The 26,261-nt window shown below is 63.3% G+C and carries 30 protein-coding genes; 16 read left to right on the top strand and 14 right to left on the bottom strand.

Annotation, left to right across the window (positions count from 1 at the left end; genetic code table 11):
- Window positions 1-85: 85 nt before the first annotated feature.
- Window positions 86-988 carry a hypothetical protein gene (locus tag F7O44_RS24495; protein ID WP_162452928.1) on the top strand — a complete coding sequence of 301 codons (903 nt, stop codon included), beginning with the start codon at window positions 86-88 and terminating at the stop codon, window positions 986-988.
- 467 nt (window positions 989-1,455) lie between these two features.
- Window positions 1,456-1,932: an NUDIX domain-containing protein gene (locus F7O44_RS24490; protein WP_162452927.1), complete on the top strand. Its 477-nt coding sequence runs from the start codon at window positions 1,456-1,458 to the stop codon at window positions 1,930-1,932.
- Window positions 1,933-2,000: 68 nt separating this feature from the next.
- Here the strand turns inward: F7O44_RS24490 and F7O44_RS24485 are convergent, their stop codons facing one another.
- The 11 genes from F7O44_RS24485 to F7O44_RS24435 all read right to left on the bottom strand — a co-directional run bounded on the left by F7O44_RS24485 (window position 2,001) and on the right by F7O44_RS24435 (window position 11,448).
- Window positions 2,001-3,167: a hypothetical protein gene (locus F7O44_RS24485; RefSeq protein ID WP_162452926.1), complete on the bottom strand. Its 1,167-nt coding sequence runs from the start codon at window positions 3,165-3,167 to the stop codon at window positions 2,001-2,003.
- Window positions 3,168-3,175: 8 nt separating this feature from the next.
- Complete coding sequence (locus F7O44_RS24480; protein WP_162452925.1) at window positions 3,176-3,850, bottom strand: histidine phosphatase family protein; 675 nt, start codon at window positions 3,848-3,850, stop codon at window positions 3,176-3,178.
- 13 nt (window positions 3,851-3,863) lie between these two features.
- On the bottom strand, window positions 3,864-4,913 hold the full coding sequence (locus F7O44_RS24475; protein WP_222851658.1) for a nucleotidyltransferase domain-containing protein: 1,050 nt from the start codon (window positions 4,911-4,913) through the stop codon (window positions 3,864-3,866).
- On the bottom strand, window positions 4,894-5,796 hold the full coding sequence (locus tag F7O44_RS24470; protein WP_162452924.1) for a phosphotransferase: 903 nt from the start codon (window positions 5,794-5,796) through the stop codon (window positions 4,894-4,896). The genes F7O44_RS24475 and F7O44_RS24470 overlap by 20 nt, the downstream gene beginning before the upstream one ends.
- Window positions 5,797-5,984: 188 nt before the next feature.
- Complete coding sequence (locus F7O44_RS24465) at window positions 5,985-7,052, bottom strand: protein-L-isoaspartate O-methyltransferase family protein (RefSeq protein ID WP_162452923.1); 1,068 nt, start codon at window positions 7,050-7,052, stop codon at window positions 5,985-5,987.
- Window positions 7,053-7,079: 27 nt separating this feature from the next.
- The gene (locus tag F7O44_RS24460) at window positions 7,080-7,490 is read right to left on the bottom strand and encodes a lasso peptide biosynthesis B2 protein (protein ID WP_162452975.1); all 411 of its coding nucleotides are present in this window, start codon (window positions 7,488-7,490) and stop codon (window positions 7,080-7,082) included.
- A gap of 17 nt (window positions 7,491-7,507) precedes the next feature.
- Window positions 7,508-7,771, bottom strand: coding sequence for a PqqD family protein (locus F7O44_RS24455; protein ID WP_162452922.1), 264 nt, complete (start codon window positions 7,769-7,771; stop codon window positions 7,508-7,510).
- Window positions 7,768-9,648, bottom strand: a complete 1,881-nt coding sequence (locus F7O44_RS24450) for an albusnodin/ikarugamycin family macrolactam cyclase (protein ID WP_281353665.1) — start codon at window positions 9,646-9,648, stop codon at window positions 7,768-7,770. The genes F7O44_RS24455 and F7O44_RS24450 overlap by 4 nt, the downstream gene beginning before the upstream one ends.
- A 74-nt stretch (window positions 9,649-9,722) precedes the next feature.
- On the bottom strand, window positions 9,723-9,839 hold the full coding sequence (locus F7O44_RS24445; protein WP_162452920.1) for a lasso RiPP family leader peptide-containing protein: 117 nt from the start codon (window positions 9,837-9,839) through the stop codon (window positions 9,723-9,725).
- 77 nt (window positions 9,840-9,916) lie between these two features.
- The gene (locus F7O44_RS24440) at window positions 9,917-11,137 is read right to left on the bottom strand and encodes a hypothetical protein (RefSeq protein WP_162452919.1); all 1,221 of its coding nucleotides are present in this window, start codon (window positions 11,135-11,137) and stop codon (window positions 9,917-9,919) included.
- A complete protein-coding gene (locus F7O44_RS24435) occupies window positions 11,134-11,448 on the bottom strand; it encodes a hypothetical protein (protein ID WP_162452918.1) in 315 nt (104 codons plus the stop codon). Before F7O44_RS24435 ends, F7O44_RS24440 begins: the two co-directional genes overlap by 4 nt.
- A 399-nt stretch (window positions 11,449-11,847) precedes the next feature.
- Here F7O44_RS24435 and F7O44_RS24430 point away from each other — a divergent pair, with 399 nt between their 5' ends.
- From F7O44_RS24430 to fxlM, 9 genes are all read left to right on the top strand, one after another.
- Entirely contained in the window at window positions 11,848-12,441 is a 594-nt protein-coding gene (locus F7O44_RS24430; protein ID WP_162452917.1) for an RNA polymerase sigma factor, read from the top strand.
- A gap of 146 nt (window positions 12,442-12,587) precedes the next feature.
- Window positions 12,588-13,280, top strand: a complete 693-nt coding sequence (locus F7O44_RS24425; protein ID WP_162452916.1) for an SAF domain-containing protein — start codon at window positions 12,588-12,590, stop codon at window positions 13,278-13,280.
- Window positions 13,277-14,080 carry a hypothetical protein gene (locus tag F7O44_RS24420; protein ID WP_162452915.1) on the top strand — a complete coding sequence of 268 codons (804 nt, stop codon included), beginning with the start codon at window positions 13,277-13,279 and terminating at the stop codon, window positions 14,078-14,080. Before F7O44_RS24425 ends, F7O44_RS24420 begins: the two co-directional genes overlap by 4 nt.
- On the top strand, window positions 14,073-15,596 hold the full coding sequence (locus tag F7O44_RS24415) for a TadA family conjugal transfer-associated ATPase (protein ID WP_162452914.1): 1,524 nt from the start codon (window positions 14,073-14,075) through the stop codon (window positions 15,594-15,596). The genes F7O44_RS24420 and F7O44_RS24415 overlap by 8 nt, the downstream gene beginning before the upstream one ends.
- Entirely contained in the window at window positions 15,593-16,486 is an 894-nt protein-coding gene (locus tag F7O44_RS24410) for a type II secretion system F family protein (protein WP_222851656.1), read from the top strand. Before F7O44_RS24415 ends, F7O44_RS24410 begins: the two co-directional genes overlap by 4 nt.
- A 278-nt stretch (window positions 16,487-16,764) precedes the next feature.
- Entirely contained in the window at window positions 16,765-17,370 is a 606-nt protein-coding gene (locus F7O44_RS24405) for a type II secretion system F family protein (RefSeq protein WP_162452913.1), read from the top strand.
- Window positions 17,371-17,570: 200 nt separating this feature from the next.
- Window positions 17,571-17,789 (top strand): hypothetical protein, encoded by a 219-nt coding sequence (locus F7O44_RS24400; RefSeq protein ID WP_162452912.1) that lies wholly within the window; start codon window positions 17,571-17,573, stop codon window positions 17,787-17,789.
- A gap of 167 nt (window positions 17,790-17,956) precedes the next feature.
- Window positions 17,957-18,247, top strand: coding sequence for a glycoside hydrolase family protein (locus F7O44_RS24395; protein ID WP_222851655.1), 291 nt, complete (start codon window positions 17,957-17,959; stop codon window positions 18,245-18,247).
- Window positions 18,244-19,569 (top strand): methyltransferase, FxLD system, encoded by a 1,326-nt coding sequence (gene fxlM / locus F7O44_RS24390; RefSeq protein ID WP_162452910.1) that lies wholly within the window; start codon window positions 18,244-18,246, stop codon window positions 19,567-19,569. Before F7O44_RS24395 ends, fxlM begins: the two co-directional genes overlap by 4 nt.
- Here fxlM and F7O44_RS24385 read toward each other — a convergent pair.
- The 3 genes from F7O44_RS24385 to F7O44_RS32090 are packed head-to-tail and all read right to left on the bottom strand — an operon-like array spanning window position 19,462 to window position 21,986.
- Window positions 19,462-20,295, bottom strand: a complete 834-nt coding sequence (locus tag F7O44_RS24385) for a hypothetical protein (RefSeq protein WP_222851654.1) — start codon at window positions 20,293-20,295, stop codon at window positions 19,462-19,464. The genes fxlM and F7O44_RS24385 overlap by 108 nt on opposite strands.
- Before the next feature lie 26 nt (window positions 20,296-20,321).
- A complete protein-coding gene (locus F7O44_RS24380; RefSeq protein ID WP_162452909.1) occupies window positions 20,322-21,065 on the bottom strand; it encodes an AAA family ATPase in 744 nt (247 codons plus the stop codon).
- 12 nt (window positions 21,066-21,077) lie between these two features.
- Window positions 21,078-21,986, bottom strand: coding sequence for a radical SAM protein (locus F7O44_RS32090; protein WP_162452972.1), 909 nt, complete (start codon window positions 21,984-21,986; stop codon window positions 21,078-21,080).
- A gap of 519 nt (window positions 21,987-22,505) precedes the next feature.
- On the opposite strand from F7O44_RS32090, the gene F7O44_RS32375 reads away from it, so the two are divergent.
- From F7O44_RS32375 to F7O44_RS24350, 5 genes are all read left to right on the top strand, one after another.
- Window positions 22,506-22,895 carry a TadE family protein gene (locus F7O44_RS32375; protein WP_162452908.1) on the top strand — a complete coding sequence of 130 codons (390 nt, stop codon included), beginning with the start codon at window positions 22,506-22,508 and terminating at the stop codon, window positions 22,893-22,895.
- Window positions 22,892-23,341, top strand: a complete 450-nt coding sequence (locus F7O44_RS24365; protein ID WP_162452907.1) for a TadE/TadG family type IV pilus assembly protein — start codon at window positions 22,892-22,894, stop codon at window positions 23,339-23,341. The genes F7O44_RS32375 and F7O44_RS24365 overlap by 4 nt, the downstream gene beginning before the upstream one ends.
- A 197-nt stretch (window positions 23,342-23,538) precedes the next feature.
- Window positions 23,539-24,201, top strand: a complete 663-nt coding sequence (locus F7O44_RS24360) for a hypothetical protein (RefSeq protein ID WP_162452906.1) — start codon at window positions 23,539-23,541, stop codon at window positions 24,199-24,201.
- A gap of 245 nt (window positions 24,202-24,446) precedes the next feature.
- Window positions 24,447-25,139, top strand: coding sequence for a hypothetical protein (locus F7O44_RS24355; protein WP_162452905.1), 693 nt, complete (start codon window positions 24,447-24,449; stop codon window positions 25,137-25,139).
- A 363-nt stretch (window positions 25,140-25,502) separates the two neighbouring features.
- Window positions 25,503-26,138 (top strand): hypothetical protein, encoded by a 636-nt coding sequence (locus tag F7O44_RS24350; RefSeq protein ID WP_162452904.1) that lies wholly within the window; start codon window positions 25,503-25,505, stop codon window positions 26,136-26,138.
- The last annotated feature ends 123 nt before the right edge of the window (window positions 26,139-26,261 follow it).

Below are 26,261 nucleotides of genomic sequence, written 5' to 3'. Positions count from 1 at the left end.
TGGCGTGAGGGGCGAATCCTTCGCATGTTCTTGAGATAGGAAATTCCGTCGAAGCTGGGAGAGGAGGGCGTCACGGTACCGTCAGGTGGCCGTGCCCGCCGACATGCAGACACGAAGGAAGCCCTACCTGTTGGAGAAGGGCGAACCGCTTCTCATCGCGACCGACCCGATCATGGCAGCTATCCGGTTCGGCGACGTTGTCGCCGATACCGGCATTGACGAGACCAGTCTGCTCTCCTCGCCGTTGTGTGCTGTGGCTCTCCCGAAGTATCCGGCGTCCTGGGGGCAGGATATGCGCCGCTGGGAGGGCACAGACGCTCGGATGATGTGGCATCCATTGCTATGGCTTCCTCATCGGGTCGCTGCGCGCTACGTCGATTCCGAAGGTGAGATGGAGGACGATCACGCGTGGGCGGCCCGCGTTTCGCTGGAACTGACCCAAGCCGGCTTCTACGAAGACGCGTCTGGCACCTGGTTGGACGTTCTGTCGCTGATCGGCATCGACATTGACACCGACGAAGGCAGTCAGCGGGTGGAGGCGTGGCTGGAGGGCGCGGCTGACTCGGCGTTGGACAGTCTTGATCTGACCGAGCATCTTGACGTTTCTGATGATCCACATTGGGCGCTTGAGAGTGTCGCGGAACTGATGCCCGACCTGTGGGCCGTGTCGAGTGCCCTGGCGGCCGATTCGCTTCTCGAGACGACGGACGATCTGCTTGCCGAGAACGAGATGGGTCGCGAAGACGTCACCTACGCATGCGGGGTAGTCGCCAGTCTCGCGCTGGCATTCGTGACTGCGCCGGAAGTATCCGGCAGTGCCTGGGAGCAGATTCGCGACCGGTTGCGTACCAGCGGCGACGTAGCCGATCAACGGACCCAGTTGCATGAGCTGTCGGCGCGGTTGCGATCGGTCCGGGATCAGTACTGGCCGGCTGTCGAAGAGTTGCGTCGGCAGACTCAGGGCGTGCTGGATTCGATCCGATCTTGACGCGGAGTGTGTCCCGGGGGGGGCGACGAATATCGCTACAGTTGGCTGAATCATCTATTGCCAAGAACCCTGGTTCTGGCGTCTGTGGCGACGTTGCGCTTTGTGAGCACTTCGCCCCAATCGACACAAACATGCGCGGCAAGAATCTCCCTGCGCGTCCGATGCCTGCCCAAACTTTTGAAGGATTACGAATGACAGTTCGGGAAGCCGATACAACGGACAACTGCCCAGGCACTGGCCAGCGTGGTCAGCTGGAATTCAGTGCGCCAGGCGACGAGTGGTACGTCACGTGCCCGGTGTGTGGAACTACCTGGGCGGGCGGCAGTGAGGTGATCGACCCTCATGGGGATTGGCGAACTCGCTGACTTCTCAACGGGCGCAGAACGCTGCTCACTACTGGGCAACGGACCGCCGTCGAACACCAGGTTGCCGTAACAAGCGGGATATCGAACCGTAAGGTGGATAGTGTGGCGAAGCAGTTGACAGTGGCCGTGGAACGGCGCGCAGCGCGGGCGATCTTGATCGACGATCTTGGGCGCTTGGTGTTGATCAAGCGGACGAAGTCGGGACAACCGCCGTACTGGACCGCGCCCGGTGGGGGCGTCGAGGACACGGACGCCTCGGTGGAGGCAGCTCTGCACCGGGAACTGGCGGAGGAACTGGGCGCGAAGACCACGGAAGCCTCGCAGGTGTTCTTGTTTAGCTCGCCGTCGGACGGCGGGGTCGCTGTGCAGCACTTCTTTGTGGCGCGGCTGGCCAGCCTGGACGAGTCGGCCAGGAGCGGCCCGGAGTTCAACGCCCCGGCGCGAGGCAGGTATGACCTGGACCGAGTTGACCTTCGAGGAGACGAACTCGTGTCGATCGACTTGAAGCCGACCGCTTTGAAGGAGTTCATCCTTACCAACCGCCAGGCTCTGCTGGTCGAGGCAGGCGCCGTCGTCTGATCTGCGGCTACATGCCCCAGCGGATGTACGCAGGAGCGACGCGGCCCGAAAGGGAGCGGAGGTGATGGCTACGGCGCGGCGCTCCCGGTCCCATCCGGCTCTCCGGCCTCGACCATGTCTGGCGAGCTAGGGGCGGCTAACACCGTGCCCAAGAGGCGTCTGCGTGTGAGCCAGTCGGTTTCGCCTACGGCGACGGCCTCGTGTATGGAGGCGAGCTCGAATGGATCGGCGTGGGAGGGGCGAGACATGTAGGCCCGCATGAAGTGCTTGAAGAGCTGGGGGAGCAGTCCGGGGCGGGTCCCGCCCTTCTCCTTGAGGGAGAAGAGGGGGAGGAACCACGTCTCGAAGGTCCGCCGGGTGGCTGCTGTGGCTCTGTACGCCGCATACACGGGCTGGAGAATTGCGGTGTAGTCGTAAGGGAGGTGGCCATGGAGGGCGTACTTCAGCCGAGTCTCGCGGTACTTGCGGAAGTGCTGGCCATGGGCGGCGATGTGGTTGGCAGCATTCTGCGTGATGGTCATGACGGCCGTGTTCGCGTTTAGCCTGTGTGCTGCCGCGAGAACAGTGGCGTGGACACCGACGCGGGGGTCCAAAACCAGGCGGGGAAGACCAAGGGGCGATAGGTCGATGCCGTGGTCGCGGGTGCGGGAGATGAACAGGCGGCTTGCGACGTTGGCAGCTGTGTTTTGCAGGTGTTTGGGATGGGCGCGGTGGCTGGAGTGGATGTCGGCACGGTCGAGGACCGGACGGTCTCTCGCGACCTTGGCGATGAGATGCCGTGCAACGCGATCACGGATGTCGGTGCAACCGCAGGCGTTGCAGGTACGGGTGCCTTGACCCGTCATGTGGCCGCAGACGCGACAAGTGGGGACGGTCTCGCGACTGATCGTCACGGTACCTGTGCGCAGATTCTCCTCGATCAGCTCCAAAGCTAGTACGGCGACCTCGGGATCGGTGTCGGTCACCGTGCCGGCCGCGGGCGCGGGATGCGGCGCATACTTGGCGGCTATCAGCCTGGCTTCGAACGCAGCGCGGGTGACGGACCCGCCGCTTACTGCGGCGCGGTGGCGTAAGTCGCCGTCCAGGGTGACCGTATTCCACAGATGAGGTGTGAGTGGTGCGCCGAGGATGGCGTTGAGCGCGGCCGCAAGACGGATGCCGACGGCCTTGCCGGGCTTCGCCTGAAATGTGAACGGTCCATTTTGGACAGGGCCGTTGAAGAACAGGGGGTGCACGGCGTCTCCTAAAAGGGCGGGCGGGTCATTCCGTACCTGATGAAGTGGCCATCGTGCAGGTCGTAGCGGAGGATCGCGGCGTTGGGGAGCTTGCCTCTGCGCTCCTCGGCGAGGACTTCGGGCAGGGGCAGACCTTCGAGCAAGGCTCTAAGCGCCACGGCGGCGGTCTGGTGGGTGAAGGCGACGACGGTACAAGGGACGGAAAGCGCGGTGCGCGCGAGCGCGGTGAACTCAGCGGCCCTCTTGGCGACACCATCGACGAGAGACTCGCCTCCCCCGGGGGCAATCCAGGTGTGCTTGCGGCGTCGGCGGTCCTCGGCCAGCTCGGGGTAGGTCTCGTACAGTTCGCGCTTGGTCATGTAGGTCGCGTCGCCGTAGTGCTGTTCGTCGAGGAGCGGCGTCGGGCGGGGCCAGCCGTCGGGGACGGTGGGCAGTGCAATGGCAGCGGTATCGATCGCACGACGGTATGTGGACGTGTAGATGGCCAGCGTATCGTGCATCAGGGCGGGGATGGTTTCCGCCAGCCACTGGGCCTGGCGGAAGCCCCGCGGTGTGAGGCCGACAAGGTTGCGCGAGATGCCGTGGGCAGTCGCTCCGCTGAAAGGGCGGGGATCCTGGTAGAAGCCGTTGTACTTGTCGGCGTTCTCCACTGACTCGGCATGCCGGATGATCAGCAGGGTCATCGGCGCTCGGCTCCTATCCGGCTAGGTTGGCGACGTAGGAATTGCTGACGGTCCACGGGGTGAGTTCGATGCCGAAGCCGCTGCGTTCGCCGTCCTGAGTGTGGACGAGCTTGCCGGACAAGTGCACGGTGTCCCCCGATCGGAAAGCGCCCGTGTATGCGCCGAGGTAGGAGCGCATGTGCGTTATCCTGCGGGCGAAGGAGTCTGGCTCATCGACGGTGGAACTGAGGATGGTCTTGACACTTATCTCGTAGACCGCCGGGGTGGTCAGGCCTTCCGTATGGTCGGTGATCTCAGCCAGTAGGGAGACCTCGCCGATCTCCTTGGAGGAGACCCTGCTGAATGTCTTGTCGCGGTCGGCGCGGATGGGCTCGCAGTTGATGTGTGCTCCCGCGTTAGCGGTCAGGCCCTGGAGCTTGCGACGCTCCTGCTTGATGAGGGAGTCGAAGGAACTGCCCTCCATGTACTTGGCCCGCCGGATGTACAAGCGGGTCAAGTCTTCCCCGTCGTAGGGCCTGATCAGCTGCTCGTGATTGAAAAGCTCCTGAGCGGCCTCGTATCCCTCGGGGCCGTAGCAGACGAGGTCGATGTCGGAGCGCTCGTTGTAGCAGCCGACCAGAAAGGACCCGGTGACGCCGATCAGCCCTTGGACGTCGTTCGTGGCGATCCAATCGGTGATCGCGAGCAGGTCCTTGCCTGCGGGGCGTTCAGCCACAGTTCCGGGATTCTCGTGAATGGCTACGAGCGCATGACGGCAGGAGTAGTGGACTGCGATGTCGTCGCGGGGGAGGCCCGTGATGACGCAGCCGAGCGTGTCGGAGTAGACGTAGCACTCGGGGCGGCCTGCGAGAATGCCAAAGGATTTCGACACCACGCTGTTTTGCCGGTATGTCCGGCCGAACAGGCGCCGATCGCCGTTCTCGTCTGGGTGGTACTTCACGTAGCCGAGGTAGTGACTGCTCGGGTGGCTGTCTCCGATGACCTTGAAAATGACGCCGTGGTGATCCATTAGGTAGTCGCGGTCACGGACAGCGGGTACCGGCCTACCGGTACCCGTCTGCAAACTCCGCCAGTGTGGGGAAACTATCGGTGTCGATAGTGTTGGACGACTCATACTGCTCAAGTCCCATCGTGAAAAGGGCGCGGCGGTACTGCCACTTGACATGCTTGTCCGGCCGTGTGGAATCGGTGGGTCGCATGAGGGCGAGGAAGAAGAAGCACTTGACGAACATGAAGTCGCCCAGATGCTCGCTCACCGGCCGGCCGATCAGATCGGCGGTCGTCTCGTCGAGGGTGCTCATGTAGGCCGTGCGTTGGGCGGGGCTGACGCTGTACCCCTTGCCGCCTCCCTTGAAGCGCACGATGTCGAGAGCGGGATACACGTCGTATCCGAGGGGGATCGAGCCGTGGTGCTGCCAGTCGATTACGCCGTTAACGAGGAGGTTCGGGAGCCCGTAGTCAAGGTGTCCGTGGACCGTGGGAAGGGCCGCGGTGCGGTCGAGGGCCCGTTTGACGGCATCGTGCACTCGAGGGGTATCGAGGTCCGGGTTCTCCCTGAATACATCGGCCGCAAAGGCTGCCTTCTCGAACCATGATGCCGCGGGAAGGGGGTGGGTAGCCTGAGCGCGCAGAAGACGGGAGGATATGGTGGCCGCCAATCCGATCACGTGGTCGCTGATCCTGCCATCTCGTTGGGCGTCGGCGAGCGCCTTGTCGTGAAGTGAGGTGGTGCCCAAGGAACGTTCGATGACGAAGTAGCGACCGTTCTCCCTGCCTCTGTCGACGATCTCCGCCACGGGGAAACCGAACCCGGCGGCGAGCCGCTGGAACTCGATCTCCCTCCGTAGGTCTTCGCCTCCGGTCCGTTTGTAGAGAAGGCCATCAGACGACCTCCACACTGATCCCTGCGTGGCTGTCCTGTCCTTGACGAACTCCCAGTTGCTCATCCATCCGTCCTTATTCAAATTCGAGTTGACCCTGGTTCAGGCGTCGAACCTGCGCGTACGAGTCAAATTGTGCGGAACCTAACTGCCTGGCTTTCGGAACAGTCCCGATCATGTATCGGAGCGGCCGACACGGTGCCTTGTTTCGGCGTGAGGACTCCCGAGATAAACAGGCATGGCTCTTACAGTGCCTACGTCGATGAACCTTGATTGCTCGCGTGGCGATCCAGCGTCGCTTCGAGCGTCCAGCCGTCGTAAAAGGGGATGAGTTGCGTACGTAGGTCGGCAAGGCCAGGGCTTCCCAGTTGACGCCAGGTATCGGCCCAACCAGCGAGCACAGCGGCTGCCTCGGTATCACCGTTGGTAACGGTTTGCGTGGCGCTTCGGACGTCGGTCAGGGCTGCTCCACCAGAATGGGCGTAGCCCAATTGCCAGAGAGGTTCGCCGAGGGCGGCGGTCGTGAGCCCGCCAGGCCTCGTGGCGAGTAGCCAGGCCCGGAAGTCGGTTGCGGACTCCTCGGATCCCAGCGGACCGGCAGTTGATTCGCGGTTGGTGATGAGACTCTGGAGTAGACGCTGTCCCTGGACATAATGCTCCGGGCTGCGCAGCCATGGGCCTGACAGCCAACAGGGGCGACCAGAGTCGTCTCGGCTGACCACGTCAACGCCGTATGGTGGGAGGAGCCATTGGTCTAGCTCTTGGCCGTGCATCTCGACAAAGCCAGCGGGAAAGAGTTGATCGACGTATGGCGTGGCGCCACCTTTGAGGCGAGTTCGAGTGCCGACACCGCTCTTGCTGACCGGCGCCAGTGCGATCGGCGAGACGATCACACCGTCGGGGGCAACTTGGGTAGTCCACGTGGTGGGCAGATGAGGCGCGGTAGTCCAGACGATGATGCGGTCGAACGGCCCGTGCTCTGGGGCACCCTGAGCACCATCAGCACGCAGAATCGTGGTGTTTGAGTAGCCATCGGCGGCCAGGAGCCTTCCAGCTCGCTCGACAAGATCGGCGACAACATCGATGCTGACGACCCAGCCCGTATCCTCGGCGAGGTGTGCGAGCAATGCGGTGGAGTAACCGGAACCAGTCCCGATTTCCAGCACCCTCATGCCAGCCTCAAGATCGAGACGATCGATCAAGTCAGCGATGATCTGCTGTGACGAGCTCTGCGCCACTAGGTCGCCGCCTTCACGGCGCACGTACGTATCTTCATGGACAAGGGTCAGCGCCTCGGCCAGCGTGGGTGAGTAGATGGGCATCGTGGTCCCTTCGAGATGTTGGCCCGGCTATATACGAACTAGCACGTTGTAGGGGCGGTCGCGGTGCTCGGGTTCTCCGACCGGGCAGCCGTTGAGTTCGATCCAGGCGTGTGAGCCGTAGGGCATGAGCCGTGCCCCGATGCACCACTGAACCGACTGGCGATGAAGACCGGCGAGGAGGACGGTGGCCAGTGAATACTCCAGGCATGCCACCCGCCCTGCCCGGTGACGCGCGGCAGAACGGACAGCGGCTGTCATGCTGGCCGCCTCGGAAACCGTCGCAGGCCGGCGGCACCGGCGGCTGGTCCAGCGCGCGAGTGCGAGGACACGGCCGAAACGTAGCTGTAGGATCATGCAGGCCAGAGAGAGGCAAAGGGGCGCGAGGAGTTGGTCACTGCGGCGCTGAAGCTGCCTTCGGTCGCTGGCTTCTAATGCCATTGGACTGCTCATAGCGGTCAGCCGATTGCCAGCAGGCCGCGATCACACAGTTGCGCAACCAAATCTGTCACGTCACCGCGGATGCGGTCGGGCGGGGTATCAAAGCGCGTACCCAACTCCCGGATCACCTGGTCGACAGTATTGCCCTCGCATAGGGCTGTCCAGATCACGCTGCCGGCCGGATTCAAGCCGTAGAAGTGACCGCGGTCGGCGGCCAGCAGCACGGTCCCATCAGCAGTGCTGACCTGGTGGACGTCGGGCATCGGGTGAAGTTTGCTCATCGAGTCCCCTCCTCTTGGATACGAGGTTCCCACCATCCAGCGGGATCGAGCGTGTCGAGGTTGTGTAGCCAGGCTTCAGCGGCGACAACCGCGCTGAGAGCACCCAGCGGTGCCGCCGCGCCGGCTAGGCTCCGACCCAGTGCTCCGCGAGCTTGGTCTGGGTTGATGACATCGAGGTCGGCCAGCATCGAGTTGTCCAGCAAAGCGTTGAGTTGCCTGGCATTAGTACGTAGGCCGTGGTATTCACACGCGGTGTAATCACCTTTGGTCCGTCGGGCAATCAGAGTGGGTGGCATCCGATCCCCGACAGCTGCGGCTAGAAGTGGTTTTGCATGATCAACGGTCGTCCGGCTGGCGGCTGTAGCGGCAAGACATGCATCAACGACCTGGCCATCGAAGTATGGAGCCTGCACAGTGATGCCGAGGGACCGAGTGACTTTTGTGAAGCTGCGGGTGGCTGCTCCGTGCCAGTGAATCGCCCGTAGCGCAACGGCGTCGGCGCTGTCCGGGCGTATGCCGTTGGGATACGGAGCTCCAACTACGCGCAGCCGCTCAGCCAGTTCTTGACGACTACGCAGGGTGCCCCAAGAGGCAGCTGGCGAGAGCATGGCCCAGGCAAGGTGCCCGGCCGGGCCCCGTCGCGGAGGGAACGGCACGTGAGAAGCGGTGAGTTGGCTGGTGAGAAGCTGGAGCGTTTCGTTCCAGGACGTGTTCGCTAGCGTGGTCGCGGTTCTGCGAACTGTCCGGGCAGAGTGGTGCCGCAACCGGGCCCAGCCGGTGGATTCATGTCGGAGCTTCGCTCCGCTCCCAGCGCGGGCAAGATCCCCCAGATAGATCATGCCAGGCGCGGTGAGCACGACGTCGCCGCCGTCGCCGGTCAGGTGACAACTACTCTTGTGTGCCAACGCTGGAGCGAGTCGATGGCTGGTCCTGGCATAAATGACGGCATCGAGAGTGGGGTCGTCGGTCATCGGTGTGGAGTTGAACGCGGTAAACGGCAACGTGGTCTGGTTGCCGGTCACCACGATGTGGTCGAGTCGGGGCTCCGTGGCGGCGATGGCGCGGGCGAAATGAAGATCCTCGTCATTGCCGGCGTACGGATCCGTGTAGGTGACTGCGACCGGAGTCCCTCCCGCTTGGGCGGACAACACCGCGAGCGTCGAAGAGTCCAGGCCCCCGGAGAGGTCCGTGCTTAGTTTGCTTGCGGCGCTGACCCGACGATCGACTGCTGTGAGCAATGCAGATCTGAGCAATGAACAAGCTTCCTCGGCATCAGCGAAGGCCGCCCGGATCGCCAGCGCGGTGACTCGTGTGTGACCGCTGGGAAAGAGCGTAAGGACGTTGCCCGGACCGGCCCGTGCGACGCCTCTGAACATGTTGGAGTTCAAGGACTCGGTTAGGTCTGGGACGAACAGTCCCGCCGCCAGAGTCCCGGAGTTCACGGCTTCGCCGAGGTTTCGATGGCGCAGAGCCGCCAGTATCAACGCGTCGGATCCGAAGACTGTGCCCTCGGCTAGCTGCGTGTGGTACACCGGGTGCAAGCCGGCTCGATCGGTCAACACGTGAATGTCCTGGCCGTACTGGACGACGACCGCGTACGAGCCCGGGAGTCTCTGAAAGCTGTCTAGCATGGTTTCTACGGTTGCGGTTCTCAACGCGCGGCGAAGTTCGTCATCGGTCGCGAGGCAGGTGCCGAGGAAGACTGCTTTCCTCGAGCCTTCTGCCACCGCGCGTGCTTCGTCGGGACGCCAGTCGCCGACCGTCCATAGCGGCGACGGTGCGGACCATACCGGTGTACGTCCGGCGGGCAGCATGGGAGGATGCGGCGATTTGCCTGTCCACCCTACGAAGCACCGGGGTGTTTTTGTGTGGATCATCGATACTTATGAACTCCATCAAGCCTGGGGCGGCCCAGAGCTTAGGGGCTCCGGGCCGCCTGGTCTGTCCACGATCAGTAGTAGCGAGCCGTGTTCATATCAGCTGTGTCGTGCGCAGCGGTGCCGAGTGTGAACTCGGTGACCTCGCCGAGGTCAGTCAGCTCCGGTGGTTCATAGGGCTGAGTCTCCATATTCGTCACCTCCTCTGTTAGGTACTTGTGTATTTCGCGGAACACAGGTGCGTGCTGTCGGGAGTCGGTTCAGAGGCTCAAGTACTGGCGTGGTCGGTCTCAAAGTCTTCAAGCATTCTGATCAGTGATTTGTGAATGTCGTCCGAGCACTCTCCGAGGGTCCGGAAGCCTGCTTCGACGAGTTTGGCGGCGGCGTATGCCCAGCGGGCTTGATCGGCTTGTAGCGTTTCGGGGCATTTGGGCACAGAGGCTGTCGAGCGCGTTGGCGGGTTGGTTTCGGCCACACTTGCGGCGAATGCGGTGACCGCCTCGCGGGCGAGTCGTGAGTCCATGCCTTTGGCAGCGGTCAGTGCGGTGACCTGTTGCCGAAGCCGGGTAAGCGTCTTGGCTTTCGGCGGAGGCCATGGTGTCACCGCGCTCAGGACGAGCTGGTGTGCGACGTGGGGGTCCATGTGCGCGAGCTCGTCCAACTCGTCGTTGGACCAACCGTCGAACACCGCAGCAAGGTCCGCCATCTCGTCGTCCGGTTGTTCCCCTGCGGCCAGGTGTCTGACGGCCCGCGCTGCGGCGGCCACATCGCCCTCGACTGAGCGCCGCAATTGTTCCCGTCGCTCTGGTGCGACGATCCGGCCCGTGTCGGGTAAGCGGAACGCTGCTCGCAGTGTACGGGCGGCTAGGTGGGTCTTCGAATAGCCGCGCAGTCTTGGGGCCATGCGGGTGTATGTGTCGATCGCGGCCTCGATCCGGGCGTCTTCGGCGTCGAGTACGTCGTAGGTCTGTGTCCTGGCCGTCCTCTTATCGGCGAGCATCTCCAGGGCGGACTTCCCGGAGCTGAGGTCGCGGTCGTCGTACTGGATGCCGACCGGCGCCACCGGAACGCCGTTGCGGCGGCGGGCCCGTACGAGGTCCCGTTTGAGTGAAAGCGCGCTGCCTCGGGCGAACTGCCGCATCCAGCCTCGAAACGATGTCCCGCCGACAATTCGTCGCAGGTTCAGCGGGCTTGGCTGTTCAGCGGTGCCGACCACCTTGGTGATGACCAGATCCCGCAACATGCTGGTGAGATCGACTGCGACCTGATCTCGCTGGTTCAAGAATGCGGCGGCGACAGTGGGACATACATCGGATTTGTACACGATTGCCGCGAGCCGCCACCTTCCCTCCGGCTCGGAGATCCGGCCAGCGAGCACTGCGCCTGAGATCTGCCTCGCGGTGCGATCCTCATCGTGGGCTCGGTCATCGAGGCCTGCGCATTCGCTGCCGGACTGTGTGTGCACCTGATCCCGCTCCGATAGGTTCATCGCTCGCCTCCGCTGAGATCAGGGGTGTCAGGGCCCTGTGGTGGCGGGGAGGGTACGTCGCGTTTGCCATGTTCGGCAGCAGGGTCCTTGTCAGACTCGAGTAGTGCCATCAGTTCGTCGCGCCTGAGTTCGTAGATCAGTTCATCGGCCGCTACGATGGCGCATTCTTGAAGGCGTTTGATGTCGTTGGGTGCCTTCTTATCCATGGGGTGCGCGCCTAGCTCGGCGATAGCTGTGTAGAGCTCGCTTTTCGCCCGCAGCGATTTCACCGCAAGGTGCAACTGGCGCCGGGAACGAACGATGTCTGCCATCCCAACCGGTCCCTTCTGTCGGACTCGTTTCCTGATAGCCCGGCATCACACACGTTGTGACAAGCCAGTTGGTCCTGTTCCGAGGAGACGCAGAAGTTCTGGTCATTTGACTGGTGATTCGGGATCGGGCAACCGATCGGGCAACCCCGGTTGGGTGCGCTGGGCGCATCGAACCGTTCGCGCTGACGCGCGCACACGACTGAGGAGCCCGCCGTGTCCGCATCGACCGCAACTACGCCAGCGACATCTATCATCGACAAGCTCAACGCCGACTGGCTTCGGCTCCAGGGGCGCCCCGCGCCCAGGGCTCTTGTCGAGACTCCGGCCCTGCAACCTTGCCGCACACTTGGCGAAATTCATGATTTGACCAAAGCGGCTATGCGTGACGATGCCGATCAGGTGAGGGCTGATTCTGCATTGGGGGCACTTATCGAAGCCGCTCAGCGCGACGCCGCCGCTAACGACGCTGGGCGCACCGTTCTCCAGATCCTGCTCGGCCATGCGGTCCGAATCGCTGCTCGGGCGTATCGGCCCGGCGTGGCTGGGATTTGCGGAGACCTGTCCCAACTGTCAGCATCGTCGGTCACAGGCGTGTGGGAAGTCATCCGTGTCTATCCCGTCCGGCGTCGAAGCCGCCGGATAGCCGCCAACGTCGCGTTGGACGCGAGGCGCACCTTCGCCCGGACCCTCCATCAGGCGAACTGCGCGGAGTTGCCGGTTGAACCGGCGTATCTGGACGTGCCCGTTCCGGAGGCTGCGCTCGATGCCGGAGTTGAACTGCTTGGTGTCCTCGCGTGGGGGATAGACCAGCGAGTCATTACTCCTAGCGAGGCGGCCTTGCTGACGCGCGTGTATTGTCCCGCTCCCGGCGAGGCCGGCGGTGCCGCCGTTGCCGATCAGCTAGGCCTGCCTTGGCCGACGGTGCGGCAGCGTTGCAGCCGGGCAGTGCGGAGACTCGCATCGGCGGTATCGGCCGTCGGCCACTGCGCTTAGGCGTCGACAAGGACTGTGACAGTGCGTCGAGCCCATGCACCCGAAGGGAACGCTACGATCATCCCGATGTCGTAGCCCAGCGGTCCGGCGACGGACGGATCACCCTTCTCATGGCCACGCAGCACGATTCCCAAGCAGGAGAGCCCGTGAGTACCAGTGTCGATGATCAACAAGCGGGAGAGTACGTTGACCAGCGTGAGGATGCTGGCGGCCGGCCGGTCGCGGCCGTCCGCATGCGATATGCGCGTCGCCGTGGCTTGATCGGTCTGGGCGCGGCGCTCCTGGCACTCGGTGGCGGGGGCGCATACATGTTGGCGGAGCAGGCTAGCGATACAGTCCAGGTGATCGCGATCGCGGCCGATGTCCCTCGAGGTCATGTGATACAGGCGAGCGACCTGACAACCGCGGCAGTAACCCCGCAACCCAGCCTGGAGTTGGTCGCGGCCAGCAGGTTGAACGAGCTCGTCGGCCAACGGGCTTCCGTGGACCTGAGTCGTGGGAACTTGCTTACTCCGGAAGCTGTGTCCGAATACCTTATTCCGGCAGCGGGCCAGACCGTCGTGGGTGTCGCGGTCACGCCCGCGCAGCTGCCCACCGAGCCGATTACTCCGGGGGACCCTGTGCGGGTAGTGGACACTCCGGGTCAAGGCGGCGACCCGCCGTCCGGTGATCCGGAGGCCATCCCCGCCACGGTGACTAGCGTCGTGCACACCGATACTGGCCACATCGTGGTGAACGTGCTCGTGGATCACGATGCCGCGCCCGGCCTTGCCGCACGGGTCGCCACCGGCCGGATCGGTATCGTCTTGGACTCGCTTGAGACCGGAGGCAACCCGTGACCGTGCTGGCCCTTACGTCTACACGTGGGGCGCCCGGGGTCACCACTACTGCGCTCGCCTTGGCCTTGGCCTGGCCACGCGCTGTACTGCTCGTCGAAGCGGACGTGTCAGGTTCAAGCAGCATCAAGGCTGGGCATCTCCGAGGCCAGGCTGGTCCCGAACCCAACATCGTCGACCTGGCGGTCGCGTATCGCAACAATGCGCTGAACCTCACCTCGCTCCGCGCGTCCACCATCGAGCTGCCGTTGGATTCCAGCCGAGCTGTGCTACCCGGCCTGGTCAGCGCCGCGCAACGAATCAGCCTTACCCAGGACTTCTGGATCGCCTTGGGGGCGCTGCTGGTGGGACTTCCGAATCACGGCATCGATGTGATCATCGACGCGGGCCGGCGCGGCATGCGTTCTGGCCCAGATCCGCTGCTCGAACGGGCCGACCTGTTCATCGCCGTTTCGCGCACCCGGCTCGACGATGTTGTGTCAGTCGCTGCCAATGCCGCCGACCTCAGGGGTCCCACCGACGTCGCCGTTGACCGGGTTGGCACCGTCCTCGTGGGGGAAGGGCAACCGCACTCAGCTCCGGCAGTCGGCCGGGCGACAGGTATCCCCGTCTGGTCGACGATCGCGTGGGATCCGGTCAATGCTGAGCGTCTCAGCGGCGGCAAGGAGATTAACAGCCGACAACGCTTCGACAAGTCGCCGCTCATGCGCAGCGCCCGGACAGCGGTAGACGATCTGTCCCGCATCTATCAACGACGCCAGCATGTGGTGGCGCCGCCTATGGGGGGACGAGTTCATGGCTGAGACGCCCTCCGACAAAGCGAATGAGATCACCGACCTACCGATCTTCCGCCGATCGGCCGCACCAGATACAAGCGAGCAGTACGAGTCGTCACCCCATGGCCGCTTGGCCCCACTAGCCGGGTCAAGACCTGGCGGTACTTGGCACACGGCGAAGGCGAACGGCAGCTACGGCAGCCGGAACAACTCGGACCTCGAGACAGCGGACGGCGAGGTCGACTGGGCACAGGTGAGGGCGTTCCGGCGCCTGGCGGCTGACCGTTTGGCCGAGCAGCTGCGCGATCTAGACGCCATCGACGAAGAGCGCCGACGAGAGATCGGGCGAGAGATCATCTCTCAGATTCTCGACGAGCATGTTCGGCGCTCCATGCAGACGAGCGGCACCAGCATGGGACCTAGCCAGCAGGCCAGGCTCGAAAAGTCCATCTTCGATGCGTTGTTCGGCCTTGGCCGCCTGCAGCCGCTCGTCGACGACGAGAGCTTAGAAAATATCGAGGTGTTCGGTGCGGACAAGGTCGTCACCGTCGATTATCACGGCGATTTCACGGAGTTGCCGCCTGTCGCGGACAGCGAGGACGAGCTCCGCGACATGCTCGCTTTTCTGGCAAGTCGGGGCGGTGCTGCTGAGCGCACGTTCACTGAGAACTCGCCTATTCTGCATCTGAACCTGCACGGTGGGCACCGGTTGGCTGCCATCGGGTGGGTTGCTAGCCAGACGGTGGTCAACATCCGGCGTCATCGGCTCGTCGACCTCACGCTCGAGGACCTCCAGGGCCGCGGGACTCTCACGCCTGAGCTAGCCCGCTTCCTTGACGCGGCGGTGCGAGCTCGACGCAGCATCGTAGTCGCCGGTGAACCCAATTCCGGCAAGACCACGCTTGTGCGGGCGCTGGCAGCATCTATTGAACCAACAGAGAAGATTGGGACCTTCGAGACGGAGTACGAACTCCACTTGGATCGGCTACCGGGGCATCGAGTACGTAACCCCATCGCGCTCGAGTCCCGGCCCGGCAGCGGTGAGCGTGGGCCTGACGGTCGTGCCGTCGGAGAGATCAGTCTCGATGACCTCCTTGAAGCGGCGCTTCGAATGAACCTGAATCGGATGATCGTTGGTGAGGTGCGGGGAAAGGAGGCGTTGACCATGTTCAAGGTCATGCAAGCCGGAGCCGGTTCACTGTCGACGATCCATGCTCGTGACGCTCGTGACGCGATCCAGAGACTGGCTACATGCGCTCTTGAGAGCGGTGTCACCGATTCGTTCGCCTACCGGCTGATCGCCCACCACGTGGACCTGATCGTCCACATCAAGCTGCGTGACGTACGTCAGCCCGACGGTTCCGCTGCCCGGATGCGCTACGTCGACGAAGTCATCGCTGTCGAGCCCGGGGAGAACGGCATGCCCGCGGTGACCGACGTGTTTCTGTCCGGCCCGAATGGGCACGCGGTGCCCGGCACCTTTCCGAACTGGGTCGCTCAATTGGCCGATTATGGCTATCGCCCTCCAGCGGGGCAGGCATGAATCCTCTACTGGCTGCCTTGACCGCGATAGTCGTGCTGGGCGGTGCGTGGGCTGTTGTCGCCGGTCTTGTTCCGGTGCGGCAGGATCCATCCAAACCGCGCGGGGGGCGGCTCCGCACGCGTATTGATCGGCTTAGCGGCGGTTCCCCCGCTCAGCGGCGACAGCGCGCAGCAGTGGTCGGTGCGGCTATTTTCGGCGCGCTGATCTGGCTCATGACCGGATGGATCTTGGCGATCGTCGTCATGCCAGTTGCGGTCGCGGGGCTTCCGGCCATCTTACAAACGACGAGCGACAAGGCTGAGATTGCTCGGCTGGAGGCGATGAGCGCATGGACGCGAGATCTAGCTGGAGTGATCGGCGCCGGGATCGGCATCGAGCAGGCTATCCGTACCAGTCTGGTCACCACGGCTGCGCCGATCCGTACTGAGGTCGGCAGGCTCGTCGCTCGTCTGGAGGCACGCTGGTCGACCGACGAAGCCCTGCGTGCATTCGCAGACGATCTCGACGACCCGACGGGCGACCTCATCGCCTCCGCTCTCATCCTCGGAGCGCAGCGGCGAGGGGCCCAGCTATCCAGCGTTCTCACCGGGCTGGCCGATACAGTGGCCGACGACGTCCGGATGCGGCGGGACGTATCGGCTGAGCAAGCACGGCCCCGTTCTAACGCAAGGATCATCACGCTGATTACCAGCGCAGTCCTGTTGGTCCTGTTCGCGATGCCATATTCGGAGCCTTACCGCACACCATTGGGACAGATGATCCTCGCCGTCTATCTCGCCCTGTATGGGCTGTGTCTTGTATGGCTGCGTAGCATCACCAAGACACCACGTCAGCCACGGATTCTCGGTGCGGGCGCTAAAGGCCCCACCCAGGGCGTCGGTGCCATATGACGACGCGGCTGGTCATTGCTTCAGGACTGGTGGCAGCACTGGGAGCCATCCTCATCATTCGTGAGCTTCTGCCTCGCCACCCGCATGCGGCTGACACGGTTGACAGGCTGACTAATGTCCGCCGACCGGCGGCAGTGCTAGCGAGTGGTTCTTCGAGTCTGTCCGAGCTTGTCGGCCAAGTGCTGGCGCGACGTGTAGGCGCGTGGCCAATCATCAGCATTCCTCACCGTGACCTTAGTCTGCTTCGGATCAGCGTCGCACGTTTCCTCGGGGAACGTGTGCTCTTCGCTCTCGTCGGGCTGGTGACGCCTCCGGCGGCCGTCCTGGCTGTTTCCCTGACTGGTATAGGCGTGCCCGTAGTCATCCCGGCTGTGGTTGGTGTTGGGCTGGGGCTCGCGATGTCCTTCCTCCCTTATTACAACGTTGCCGACGGCGCGAAGAGAGCCCGCGCAGAGTTCTCACGAGCGATGACGTGTTACATCGACCTGGTGGCCTTGGAACGTGCAGCCGGTGCCGGTCCAGTTCAGGCCCTCGAGCATGCGGCGGCTGTCGGAGATTCGTGGGTATTCCACCGGTTGCGGGACGAACTTGCCCGCTCTCGCTATCGAGGTACCTCGGCCTGGGAAGCGTTGCGGGCCGTCGGCGAAGAGCTTCGATTGCCTGAGCTCGTGCAGGCCGGCGACGTCATGCGTCTTGCGGCCGTCGAGGGCGCCACCGTATATGACAACCTTCGGGCCCGCGCCCACGACATGCGCAACGAGTTGCTTACACAGGACAAGGCAGCCGCAGGTGTGCGAACCGAACGAGCGAGTGCCCCCGTAGCTATGACCACCATCGTTTTCCTACTGATCTTTGCCACTCCCCTAGCCCTCACGATTGTCTGAACCTGGAGCCTTGGAGGTTGTCTCGAATGGCGGCTGACTTGGTGCCGGTCGGCCGAGACCAACTTCAGTATGTCGAGTATGCGCCGAAATAGCTGAGACGTTCAATAACGTCTACGGACACCGTACAAGCTGAAAGTTCCGGCACCAGTCACCCGCGGGAAGACTTGGCGCATACACGGCCCGGTACGGACGAGCGGAAGATGAGTAAGTCCTACGGCAACACAATCCCGCTATTCGCTCCCGAGGCGAATCTGCGCAAGCTCCTTCGTCGGACTCCGACTGACAGTGTCCCGGTAGATGCCCTGAAGGACCCGGACTCAGCAGCGGTGTTCACGTTGTTAGAGCGTTTCGGTGAAGCTGAGGCGGTGAATGAGACGAGGGTGGGGCCGCTGGCGGGCGGAATGGCTCTGGCGACGTGAAAACCCTGCTGACCGAGGCCCTGGTCACAAGGTTGACACCGTTGTCGGAGCGCTACGAGGCGTTGATGGAGTGCAGGAGCGGGTTGGACGACACGGCCAACACCTTGTCGGGCTCGCCCTGAACGACCACCAGCGGCAACGTCTCGCGCTCGAGACCCTCGCTTGGTGTGTCACCGACGAACCAACTCGCACGCTTGGGGGATGTGTCGCTGTGCCACGGCTGGGCCGGGCTCGTCTACGTCGCATGGCGCGCGGGTGCACACGACCACCGTATTCGGGCGGCCGTGCCGCGCCTGATCGACCGGCTCACCACCGCGCTACATCAGGAACCCCGCGAACGCGGGCTGCTGGTCGGCGAAAGCGGCGCGCTGCTCACCCAGCTCGCCGTGACCGCCGACACACCGCCAAGAACGCAGTGGGACGCTTGTCTCCTCCTCAACGCTGAAAGGACACGATGACCACGAACACGGCGACCCTGGACGCTCTCCGCGTAACCATGATCGAAAAAGTGCAGAAAATGGGCTGGGCGAAGCGGCCCGAGGTAGAGCGCGTGCTACGGGACACGTCCCGGCACGAGTTCGTGCCCGAGGCCCCGTTGGAGAAGGCGTACGACCCGTACAACGCGGTGATTACCCACCGGTTCTCTGACGGGTCGTCGCTATCGTGCGCGTCCGCGCCGTTCGTGGTCGCGATGATGCTCGACCAGCTCCAGGTGTCCCCCGGTAGCCGAGTGTTGGAGATCGGCGCGGGTACCGGCTACAACGCATCCCTCCTCGCCGAGCTGACTGGCCCGACGGGGCGCCTAACTACGATCGACATTGACCCTGACGTGACCGCTCAAGCCTCCCACGCGCTCCATGCGGCCGGGTACGACGACGTGCGAGTGGTCACCGGTGACGGTGCGGCAGGCGTGCCCGAGAACGCCCCCTATGACCGACTCATCGCCACCGTGTCCCCCTGGGACATCCCGAACGCGTGGTGGGACCAGCTCGCCCCCGGCGCACGCGTGGTCGCGCCGCTGCGCTGGCGTGGCCAGGCCCGAAGCGTCGCGTTCACCTACACTGATGGCCGACTCGTAGCGGACTCCATCGAGCTGTGCGGATTCGTCTACCTCGTCGGCGAGGGCGAAGGTGAAACCTCCGCTCCAATCACCAACGACCAGACGATCACGGTGCACTGGGACCGCGACCAAGCCGTGAACCCGGACGCGCTGCGAGGAGTGTTCGATCAGCCGCGCGTCACTGCGTGGTCAGGCGTGACCATCGCCGGGGACGAACCCCACGACGGGGTATGGCTGCGGCTGACGGTCACCGACCGCCGGGTATGCCGCATCAACGCACCCGGCGGCACCCCGCCCGAGGTGTGCGATCCGGTAGAGGCGTGCCGCGCCCCGGCACTGGTCGACGGCGACTCAATGGCCTACCTGGCATCCCGTCGCCGCGAAACCGACGACGGCGCGCGCTGGGAGCTGGGTGCGTACGGCCACGGCCCAGCAGCAACCAAGCTCACCGAACGGCTGTGCAACGAGGTCCGCGCCTGGTCAGTCGAACGTGACCAGCGAAAGCCCAACCTGACCGTCTACCGCGCGGGTACGCCGGACACTGACCTGTCCGGCACCATCATCGACAAAACCAACAGCCGTTTCGTTCTCAACTACGACATCATCGGGTGCCTACCGTCCGACGAGTTGATCGGCGAGGCGGTGAAGAGGAAGCACGAGGTCGGGATAGTCGCCGAGGATGCTTCGATCGAAAATCCGAGCAATGACCAAGAGTTGTGAACGGACTCCATCCGGGCTGTCGAGAATCTCCGCGTAACCTCTCCGGATACGTTCGGCGACTCCGGGGACGAGGAGGCTGTGACAGTACAGCGTGGCGATGTCGTAACCGAACGGCGCTTGGCCCCAGCTCTCCCAATCGAGCAGAACACAATCCGGTGCGGTGAGGTTGTTCCAATGCAGGTCGGCATGTGCGGTGTGCCAATACGTCACAGCAGGATCCACCCTGTCGGCGAAGTACGCACGCAGGCGCCGTGTCGTTTCTAGTTGGCTGTAAGCGGCACGATCGGTCGGATGTCCAGCAAGTGATTCCAGCGCCGAATCGAATGTCCGCCACCACTCGTCGGTCAGGTCAGGTTCGGCGAGCAACTCCTGGCTGGCAGACACCGGCGAAGGACTGATGTAGGTGAGTAACTCGGCGCGGAAGCGCCGATCGCGATGGCCCCATTCGAGCATGTTCAGAACTTCCGGTTTGGGTACCGACGTGATGTCGGAGGATGCCGCATTTCCTTCCCAGAAGTTTCCACTTGCCCAACTGACCAACTCCGACACGACCCGCAGCCAGAATGTACCGGAATCAACGGTGACCTTGGCGGCAATAGTCCGGTCGTGCCACCCATAGACTGGAGTGCCATGGATGGTGCAGTTGAGCCGACGGGCTGCGGTCAGCAGATTGCTTCGGAGCATCTGTCGGTGTTGCACGTTCAGGCTGGTTGGCTGGTACTCCATGCGAACCTACTTATCAGAGTTCCAACTCATCGCGCCGTCACGTGTCGGAGATAGGCATTGGGGTTGTTCAGGTAGCGCCGCCAATGGTCGACTATGTCGAGCTCTTCCCACGGCAGTCGGCGAACGCCGTGGTCGCCCATCTCGATGATGTCCGCTTCTGGGGTGGCGGCGAGCAGTGGCGAATGTGTAGCACAGACAATCTGTGCGCCATCGGCCGCGAGTTCGTGCATGAGCCCGATCAGCCGCAGGCATGAGGTGAAAGACAAAGGCGCTTCTGGCTCGTCCATGATGTAAAAGCCGGGGGCCGTGAACATCGTGTCGAATACGGTTAGAAACCCCTCGCCGTGGCTGAGCATGGCGGTGTCTTGTTCCCAGTAGCCGGCCATGCCGCTCACGAATGACATCAAACCGAACGCGGTCTCGGCACGGAGGAAATAGCCCTTCTGTTTGAGCCTGTGACTGCTCTTCATTCGTGCGCCTTGGGTGGTGAGGTCGAGTTCCAGCACCTCGCCCAGCGCGGTTTTAGGGCGGTCGTTGACGTACTTGCGCCCGGCGCGCCCGCCATGTGCGTCTAGGCCGAACGCCTCGGCGAGCGCCTCGACCACGGTCGATTTGCCAGAGCCGTTCTCGCCGACCAGGAAGGTGATCGGTTGCTTGAACTCAAGTCCGTGCCCGATCAGCTGGGCGACGCACGGCACCGTGAACGGCCACTCCTCCCGTTCGGCGTCACTGAGTCTCTCTTCGCGGACGAACGCACGACGAATCAACACACTCCTATCCTGTCAGCGATACCATGGGACGCATGCCCCGACCGGCCGGCAGTTGTTCGATGGAGGGCAAGCTGGGCTGCACGACGGGCCGCACTGCGGGTCGCACATGTCAGGTACGCACGGCAGTTTTGTCGTGAGGGTTGCGTCGAGTTCAGCTACGACTGACAAGTACCGGCTGCCTCTAAGGATGGCACTCAGCGGCTCCACAAGCACATTGCCGACAGGTAGCCATCGTGAAAAAACACATGGCCATACTGCGCCACTCGAGCCGATGGCGAGCTTGCCCTGAGCGCAATGACCGCACAGCTGCGATATGTCCGGGTTGGGCTGGCCCGCACCCCGACCGACATGTCGGAGGTCGTCGTAACCGATATCCTCCACGCCGAGATCCACGAGCACTTGGCGTGCTTTCGCTACGCGTTGGTCTTTGAGCACACCGACCAGACCAACTCGAATCGGTATCGACCGGCGAACCGCTTCTGCGATGTTCGCTCGGGTGGGGGAGTGGGATGACCGCCTGGTGACGGCGGCATGCTCTTTCGCGTTGTCGGAGTACCAACTCGTCGCAAGCCGCACTCCAGGGCGTGCGAAAACTTCCCACAGCTTGGGTGTGACATGTACTAGATTTGTATACACCTCGACAGCAAGGTGCCGTGCCAGGGCGTGTTCGATCATGTCCGGTAGGTCGTTGTGCAGGGTAGGTTCGCCGCCGATGAACTGAACCATCGACACGCCCATGTCATAGACCTCGTCTATCAGTCGCGTCCAATCCAGGGTGGTCATACGGCCATGTGTGCCGGACGGTCCGCGGTCGGCGTAGCAGTGAACGCACTCCAGCTGACAGCGTCCGGTGATCTCGAACGAGACAAACCGAAGCTGCTGGTGATGCGGCGGTCGAACGACGTCGGCTGCGGCGCTCATCATGCGGTGTGTCATCAACGACCTTCCCGATGCAGGTCTGGACGCCACAACTCGAGCACGTTGGGGTTGCCGAAATGGTTGCCCTTGACGATGACCTCGGGTGTACGCGATGGCAGTGGATGACGGAGGCGTGTCACAGGGGCGGGGTGAAGTTGGCTATCAGAGGTGAACATGGCGGCTGCGACGTGACTTGGGGTTCCGCTAGCTGGCGAGAAGCCTTACTGTTTGGTCACGGAGATCGTCAAGTGCCGGCAAAGACGGTGTGCGACCGTGGAGGAGAACAGCATGAACAATGAGGCGGTTCTAGCCGTCAGCGCCTGGTTGCACGCGGGCATGGAGCACGTTCGAGGTCGTGTCCGTGATCGGCTTGGCAGTACTGGGCGGCGTGAGGGCGGGGCGGCGGGTTTGGAATACGTCATTATCGCCGCGGCTACGTTCGTCGTAATCACTGCCTTGGCTGCCTTGCTCGTCCGAGTGATAACACAACACAGCAATGAGATCACTCCATAGGCGGCAGCGATGAGTACAGCGCGCCGGAAGCGGAACGAGCGCGGGTCGGTGGCGCTGGAATCCGTCATCGTCTGGCCGTTGGTGCTCGCTGCACTCTTCGCGATCATCCAGGGTGGGTTGTGGTTCCATGCTCGAAACGTCGCGCTGGGCGCTGCGCAAGAGGGTGCCCGGGTGGCTTCTGCCGAGTCTCGTGGGGATGGCGCAGCTCGTGCGAGTGCGTTCATCTCTAATGCGGGTGGTCCAAAGATCATGAGCAGTTGGTCGACGTCGCAGAGTTCCACTGCGAGCGTAGTCACGGTCACCGTTACCGGGAGGGCGCCGTCGGTGCTTCCCGGGGTTTCGGGGCCTAAGGTGACTCAGTCTTCGACGGCACCGCTACGCGAGTGGACGACGCGATGACCGCACCGCCGCTGTTCAAGCGAGGCTTGCACCGTACGGGTGAGAAGGGGTCGGTGGCGCTGGAGTGGGTGATCATTGCGCCGGGGGTGTTGCTGGTGATGGCGGTGCTGGCGTTGGCGGGCCGAGTGATCTTGGCGTCGGGCGCAGTCGAGCAAGCGGCGGCAGATGCCGCCCGTGCGGCTTCGTTGGCCCGGCATCCCGCCGCCGCGGTCAGCGAGGCGCAGTCGGCGGCGGCGATGTCCCTGCAAGGCCAAGGGCTTGAGTGCCTGTCGACCAGCGTGGATGTAGATACTTCGGGATTCGCGGTTCCAGCGGGACAACACGCTACGGTCTCGGTCACCATCACGTGTCCGATCAAGGTGAGTGACCTTCCCATCCCGGGTCTAAGCTCGCGCACCGCTGTCAAGACCGGGGTTAGTCCAATCGACACCTACAGGCAGCGGTGAGCGTGATGCGACGGCGTGGCGGGGAACGTGGAGCGATCGGCCTGGGCGTGAGTGAGGGCGGAGATGATCACCGTTGCCACGACCATCACCGAAGGTACGACGCTGCTATCAATAATCGGCATCACGACGGTGACGCGATCCGGTGAAGCGGACGTGTGGATGACGACTGTTGGCCAACTTTGAGGATTGGATACTCGATGCGACAGAAGCGTTACCTCATCCCTGCGGTCACAGCGGCCATGATGCTCGTGGTGGCTGCTTGTGGAGGCGACGACGCTGACGACGACACACCGCCGGTCGCCGAGCCCACCGAGGACACCACACCGGAACTGACGGCGCCGCCCCAACCGACAGAACCAACCGAAGAAGAACTCGCCGAAGAAGACATCCAGGCCGCCTTCGAACGACTGGTCGTGGCGTGGGAGGACACAAAGATCAACACCTCCGATTACGCCACCGACGAGTCGGGGTGGGCCATCGAAGTCGTCGAATCGTGGCCCGTCTACGGGGATGCAGGGCTTGAATTTGAGAACTGGATCAGCGTGTGGGGGACTGTTGGGATCGAACAAGTCGGGGACTCCGACGTCGCCTTCCACACCGTCAAAGACGTGGAGCTCTCCGACGCTGAACAGGTCGACCTCTCCGACGACGAAACGGTAAGCACGGCCACCTCCACCGCGTGCCTTGATCAACGCAACCTGGAGCTTGTGGACTACAACGGGGATCCCTACGACGCCCCCAGCGACCCGGCCCAGTTCCAGACCTGGCGAATGACGTGGCAGTTCCATCCGTCGTTTGGAGATGATGGTGGCTGGGTTGTTGTCGACATTGCGTTGACAGTGGACGAACCATGCGAATGATCGGCCGCGGCGTTGCAACGCTAGTTGCCGGCCTCCTCATCGCCACAACCTCAGCGCAGGCGTCGACCCGCCCGCCAGATCATGACTGCCCCCCAGGAACTTCTTGGACGGGTACCTTCTGTTTGCCCGATGACGACCCAGAGACCGAGACTGGCTGCAATCAGAACGACCCCACTGTTCCCAATGCGCCGTGCACGTCGGCTGGGTTTTTGTTCGTCAGGGAGCTGGATCGATACCTGCGCCCGGTGTCGGAAGCTCGCATCGGCTCGTTTGAGCCAGGTGGGGATAACCATCATTACTGGGCAGACAATTACCCCGACGGCTGGATCTATGAATGGCGCAAACTCTCCGGAGTGATACCGCCGGCCATCGCGATCTGGGGCGAACGGGGACACATGTGGTTGGCGGAGACCCCGATCGGCGAGGCCCCTCGACGCGACCCTGCCGAGATCGCGCGGGAGATTCTCGATGACATGGATCTGCAGCCGATCGAGATCGGGATGGCGCCGGCCACGTTGTCCCAGAACCCAGGATCGATGGGTCTGGTGGGCGCGCCGGTGTGGATGTGGGCGGTGGATCCTTCGCCGCAAACGTGGGGGCCGCTGGAGGAATCCGGCAGTGAGCAGGGTGTGACTGTCACCGTGGTGGCTGAGGTTGAGCACGTCGAGTGGGACATGGGCGACGGTGGATCGAAGACGTGCGGTACGCCGGGTCAGCCTTACAACGAGGCGATGGGTGTGCGAGATTCGCCGGACTGTGGGTATCTGTACACGCGCACCAGTGGCGATCAGAGCGATCAGGCCTACACGGTGACGGCTTCGACGATGTGGGCTGCGAGTTGGGAGGCTTCGACGGGGGAGTCCGGGACGTTGGATGTGGATCCGTTGACGTCTTCGGCGTCGGTGCGTATCGGTGAGCGGCAGCTCATTGAGCAGTAGGGAGAGGGGCAGCGTGCGCCGGTTTTGGAGGTCTGGCTCGCGCCGAAGAACATCAACGATGCCGCAAGGCGCCTACAGTGCGATCCGGCCCAGGGGCCCATTTCATGCCGAGATTCCCAGAACGCGAAGGGTCTAAGACGTGTCAGACACAGTGAGTGCGCCGCGACGGAGCGATTGCGAGCGTGGAGTGATCGGTTCGGGCGGGAGTGAGGGCGGTGGTGATCATCGTTGCCACGACCATCACCGAAGGTACGACGCTGCTGTCAATCATCGGTGTCACGACGGTGACGGGAACCGGTGTAGCGGACGTGTGTGGATGACGATGACGACTGGTGTTGGCCAATTTTGAGGATTGGATACTCGATGCGACAGAAGCGGTACCTCATCCCCTCGGTCACAGCAGCCATGTTGCTCGTGGTGGCTGCTTGTGGAGGCGACGACGCTGACGACGACACACCGGCGGTCGCCGAGCCCACTGAGGACACCGCCCCGGAATTGACGGCGCCGCCCCAACCGACAGAACCAACCGAAGAAGAGCTCGCCGAAGAAGACATCCAAGCCGCCTTCGAAGACCTCATAGCGAAGATGGACCACTACTACGCGAACGTCACCGAGCTAGCGGGCACAGACGATGAAGCCTGGCCCCTCGAGGTCATCGCCGACTGGCCTCTGACCCCTATCGGGGTGGCCGGACTGGAGCTTGAAGGCCTCGTCCACGCCTGGGCGCGCAACCAAGCCAACCAGATCGGCGAAACCACCGTCATGCACCACGAGGTCAACGAGTTCGAAACCATCGGCAATCTCGACACAGCCACCTCCACCGCATGCGTCGACCGCGGCGGACTGGAATACGTCGACGTCAACGGCGAGCCAGTCGACATCCACCAGCCCCCGGTGACAACGCACAGGTGGCACATGACCTGGCATTACATCGAACTAGACGGGCAGAGTGCCTGGCTGCTGGACGAAGCCGAGGTCGAGTCAGACGAGGATTGCTAGTGTGGCGCACCGCCTACCGCTATCCCCCCAGGCGAGTACGCCCGCTGGGGATGACCACGACAAGCACCTTCGATGTCACGCGGCGCGCCACCGGGCTGCCCTCCCCATGTCTTATATCCACCG

Source organism: Phytoactinopolyspora mesophila (genome assembly GCF_010122465.1).
Classification (GTDB): domain Bacteria; phylum Actinomycetota; class Actinomycetes; order Jiangellales; family Jiangellaceae; genus Phytoactinopolyspora; species Phytoactinopolyspora mesophila.
This window is presented reverse-complemented; position numbering and strand designations above follow the sequence as displayed.

What these genes read in the sequence shown, in the direction of transcription:
- F7O44_RS24480 (WP_162452925.1), bottom strand. Translation starts at nt 3,850, where the DNA reads ATGACCCTGCTGATCATCCGGCATGCCGAGTCAGTGGAGAACGCCGAC.
- F7O44_RS24470 (WP_162452924.1), bottom strand. Translation starts at nt 5,796, where the DNA reads ATGAGCAACTGGGAGTTCGTCAAGGACAGGACAGCCACGCAGGGATCA.
- F7O44_RS24465 (WP_162452923.1), bottom strand. Translation starts at nt 7,052, where the DNA reads ATGCCCATCTACTCACCCACGCTGGCCGAGGCGCTGACCCTTGTCCAT.
- F7O44_RS24460 (WP_162452975.1), bottom strand. Translation starts at nt 7,490, where the DNA reads ATGGCATTAGAAGCCAGCGACCGAAGGCAGCTTCAGCGCCGCAGTGAC.
- F7O44_RS24455 (WP_162452922.1), bottom strand. Translation starts at nt 7,771, where the DNA reads ATGAGCAAACTTCACCCGATGCCCGACGTCCACCAGGTCAGCACTGCT.
- F7O44_RS24450 (WP_281353665.1), bottom strand. Translation starts at nt 9,648, where the DNA reads ATGATCCACACAAAAACACCCCGGTGCTTCGTAGGGTGGACAGGCAAA.
- F7O44_RS24445 (WP_162452920.1), bottom strand. Translation starts at nt 9,839, where the DNA reads ATGGAGACTCAGCCCTATGAACCACCGGAGCTGACTGACCTCGGCGAG.
- F7O44_RS24440 (WP_162452919.1), bottom strand. Translation starts at nt 11,137, where the DNA reads ATGAACCTATCGGAGCGGGATCAGGTGCACACACAGTCCGGCAGCGAA.
- F7O44_RS24435 (WP_162452918.1), bottom strand. Translation starts at nt 11,448, where the DNA reads ATGGCAGACATCGTTCGTTCCCGGCGCCAGTTGCACCTTGCGGTGAAA.
- F7O44_RS24415 (WP_162452914.1), top strand. Translation starts at nt 14,073, where the DNA reads ATGGCTGAGACGCCCTCCGACAAAGCGAATGAGATCACCGACCTACCG.
- F7O44_RS24410 (WP_222851656.1), top strand. Translation starts at nt 15,593, where the DNA reads ATGAATCCTCTACTGGCTGCCTTGACCGCGATAGTCGTGCTGGGCGGT.
- F7O44_RS24400 (WP_162452912.1), top strand. Translation starts at nt 17,571, where the DNA reads ATGAGTAAGTCCTACGGCAACACAATCCCGCTATTCGCTCCCGAGGCG.
- fxlM (WP_162452910.1), top strand. Translation starts at nt 18,244, where the DNA reads ATGACCACGAACACGGCGACCCTGGACGCTCTCCGCGTAACCATGATC.
- F7O44_RS24385 (WP_222851654.1), bottom strand. Translation starts at nt 20,295, where the DNA reads ATGGAGTACCAGCCAACCAGCCTGAACGTGCAACACCGACAGATGCTC.
- F7O44_RS32090 (WP_162452972.1), bottom strand. Translation starts at nt 21,986, where the DNA reads ATGAGCGCCGCAGCCGACGTCGTTCGACCGCCGCATCACCAGCAGCTT.
- F7O44_RS32375 (WP_162452908.1), top strand. Translation starts at nt 22,506, where the DNA reads ATGAGTACAGCGCGCCGGAAGCGGAACGAGCGCGGGTCGGTGGCGCTG.
- F7O44_RS24365 (WP_162452907.1), top strand. Translation starts at nt 22,892, where the DNA reads ATGACCGCACCGCCGCTGTTCAAGCGAGGCTTGCACCGTACGGGTGAG.
- F7O44_RS24360 (WP_162452906.1), top strand. Translation starts at nt 23,539, where the DNA reads ATGCGACAGAAGCGTTACCTCATCCCTGCGGTCACAGCGGCCATGATG.
- F7O44_RS24350 (WP_162452904.1), top strand. Translation starts at nt 25,503, where the DNA reads ATGCGACAGAAGCGGTACCTCATCCCCTCGGTCACAGCAGCCATGTTG.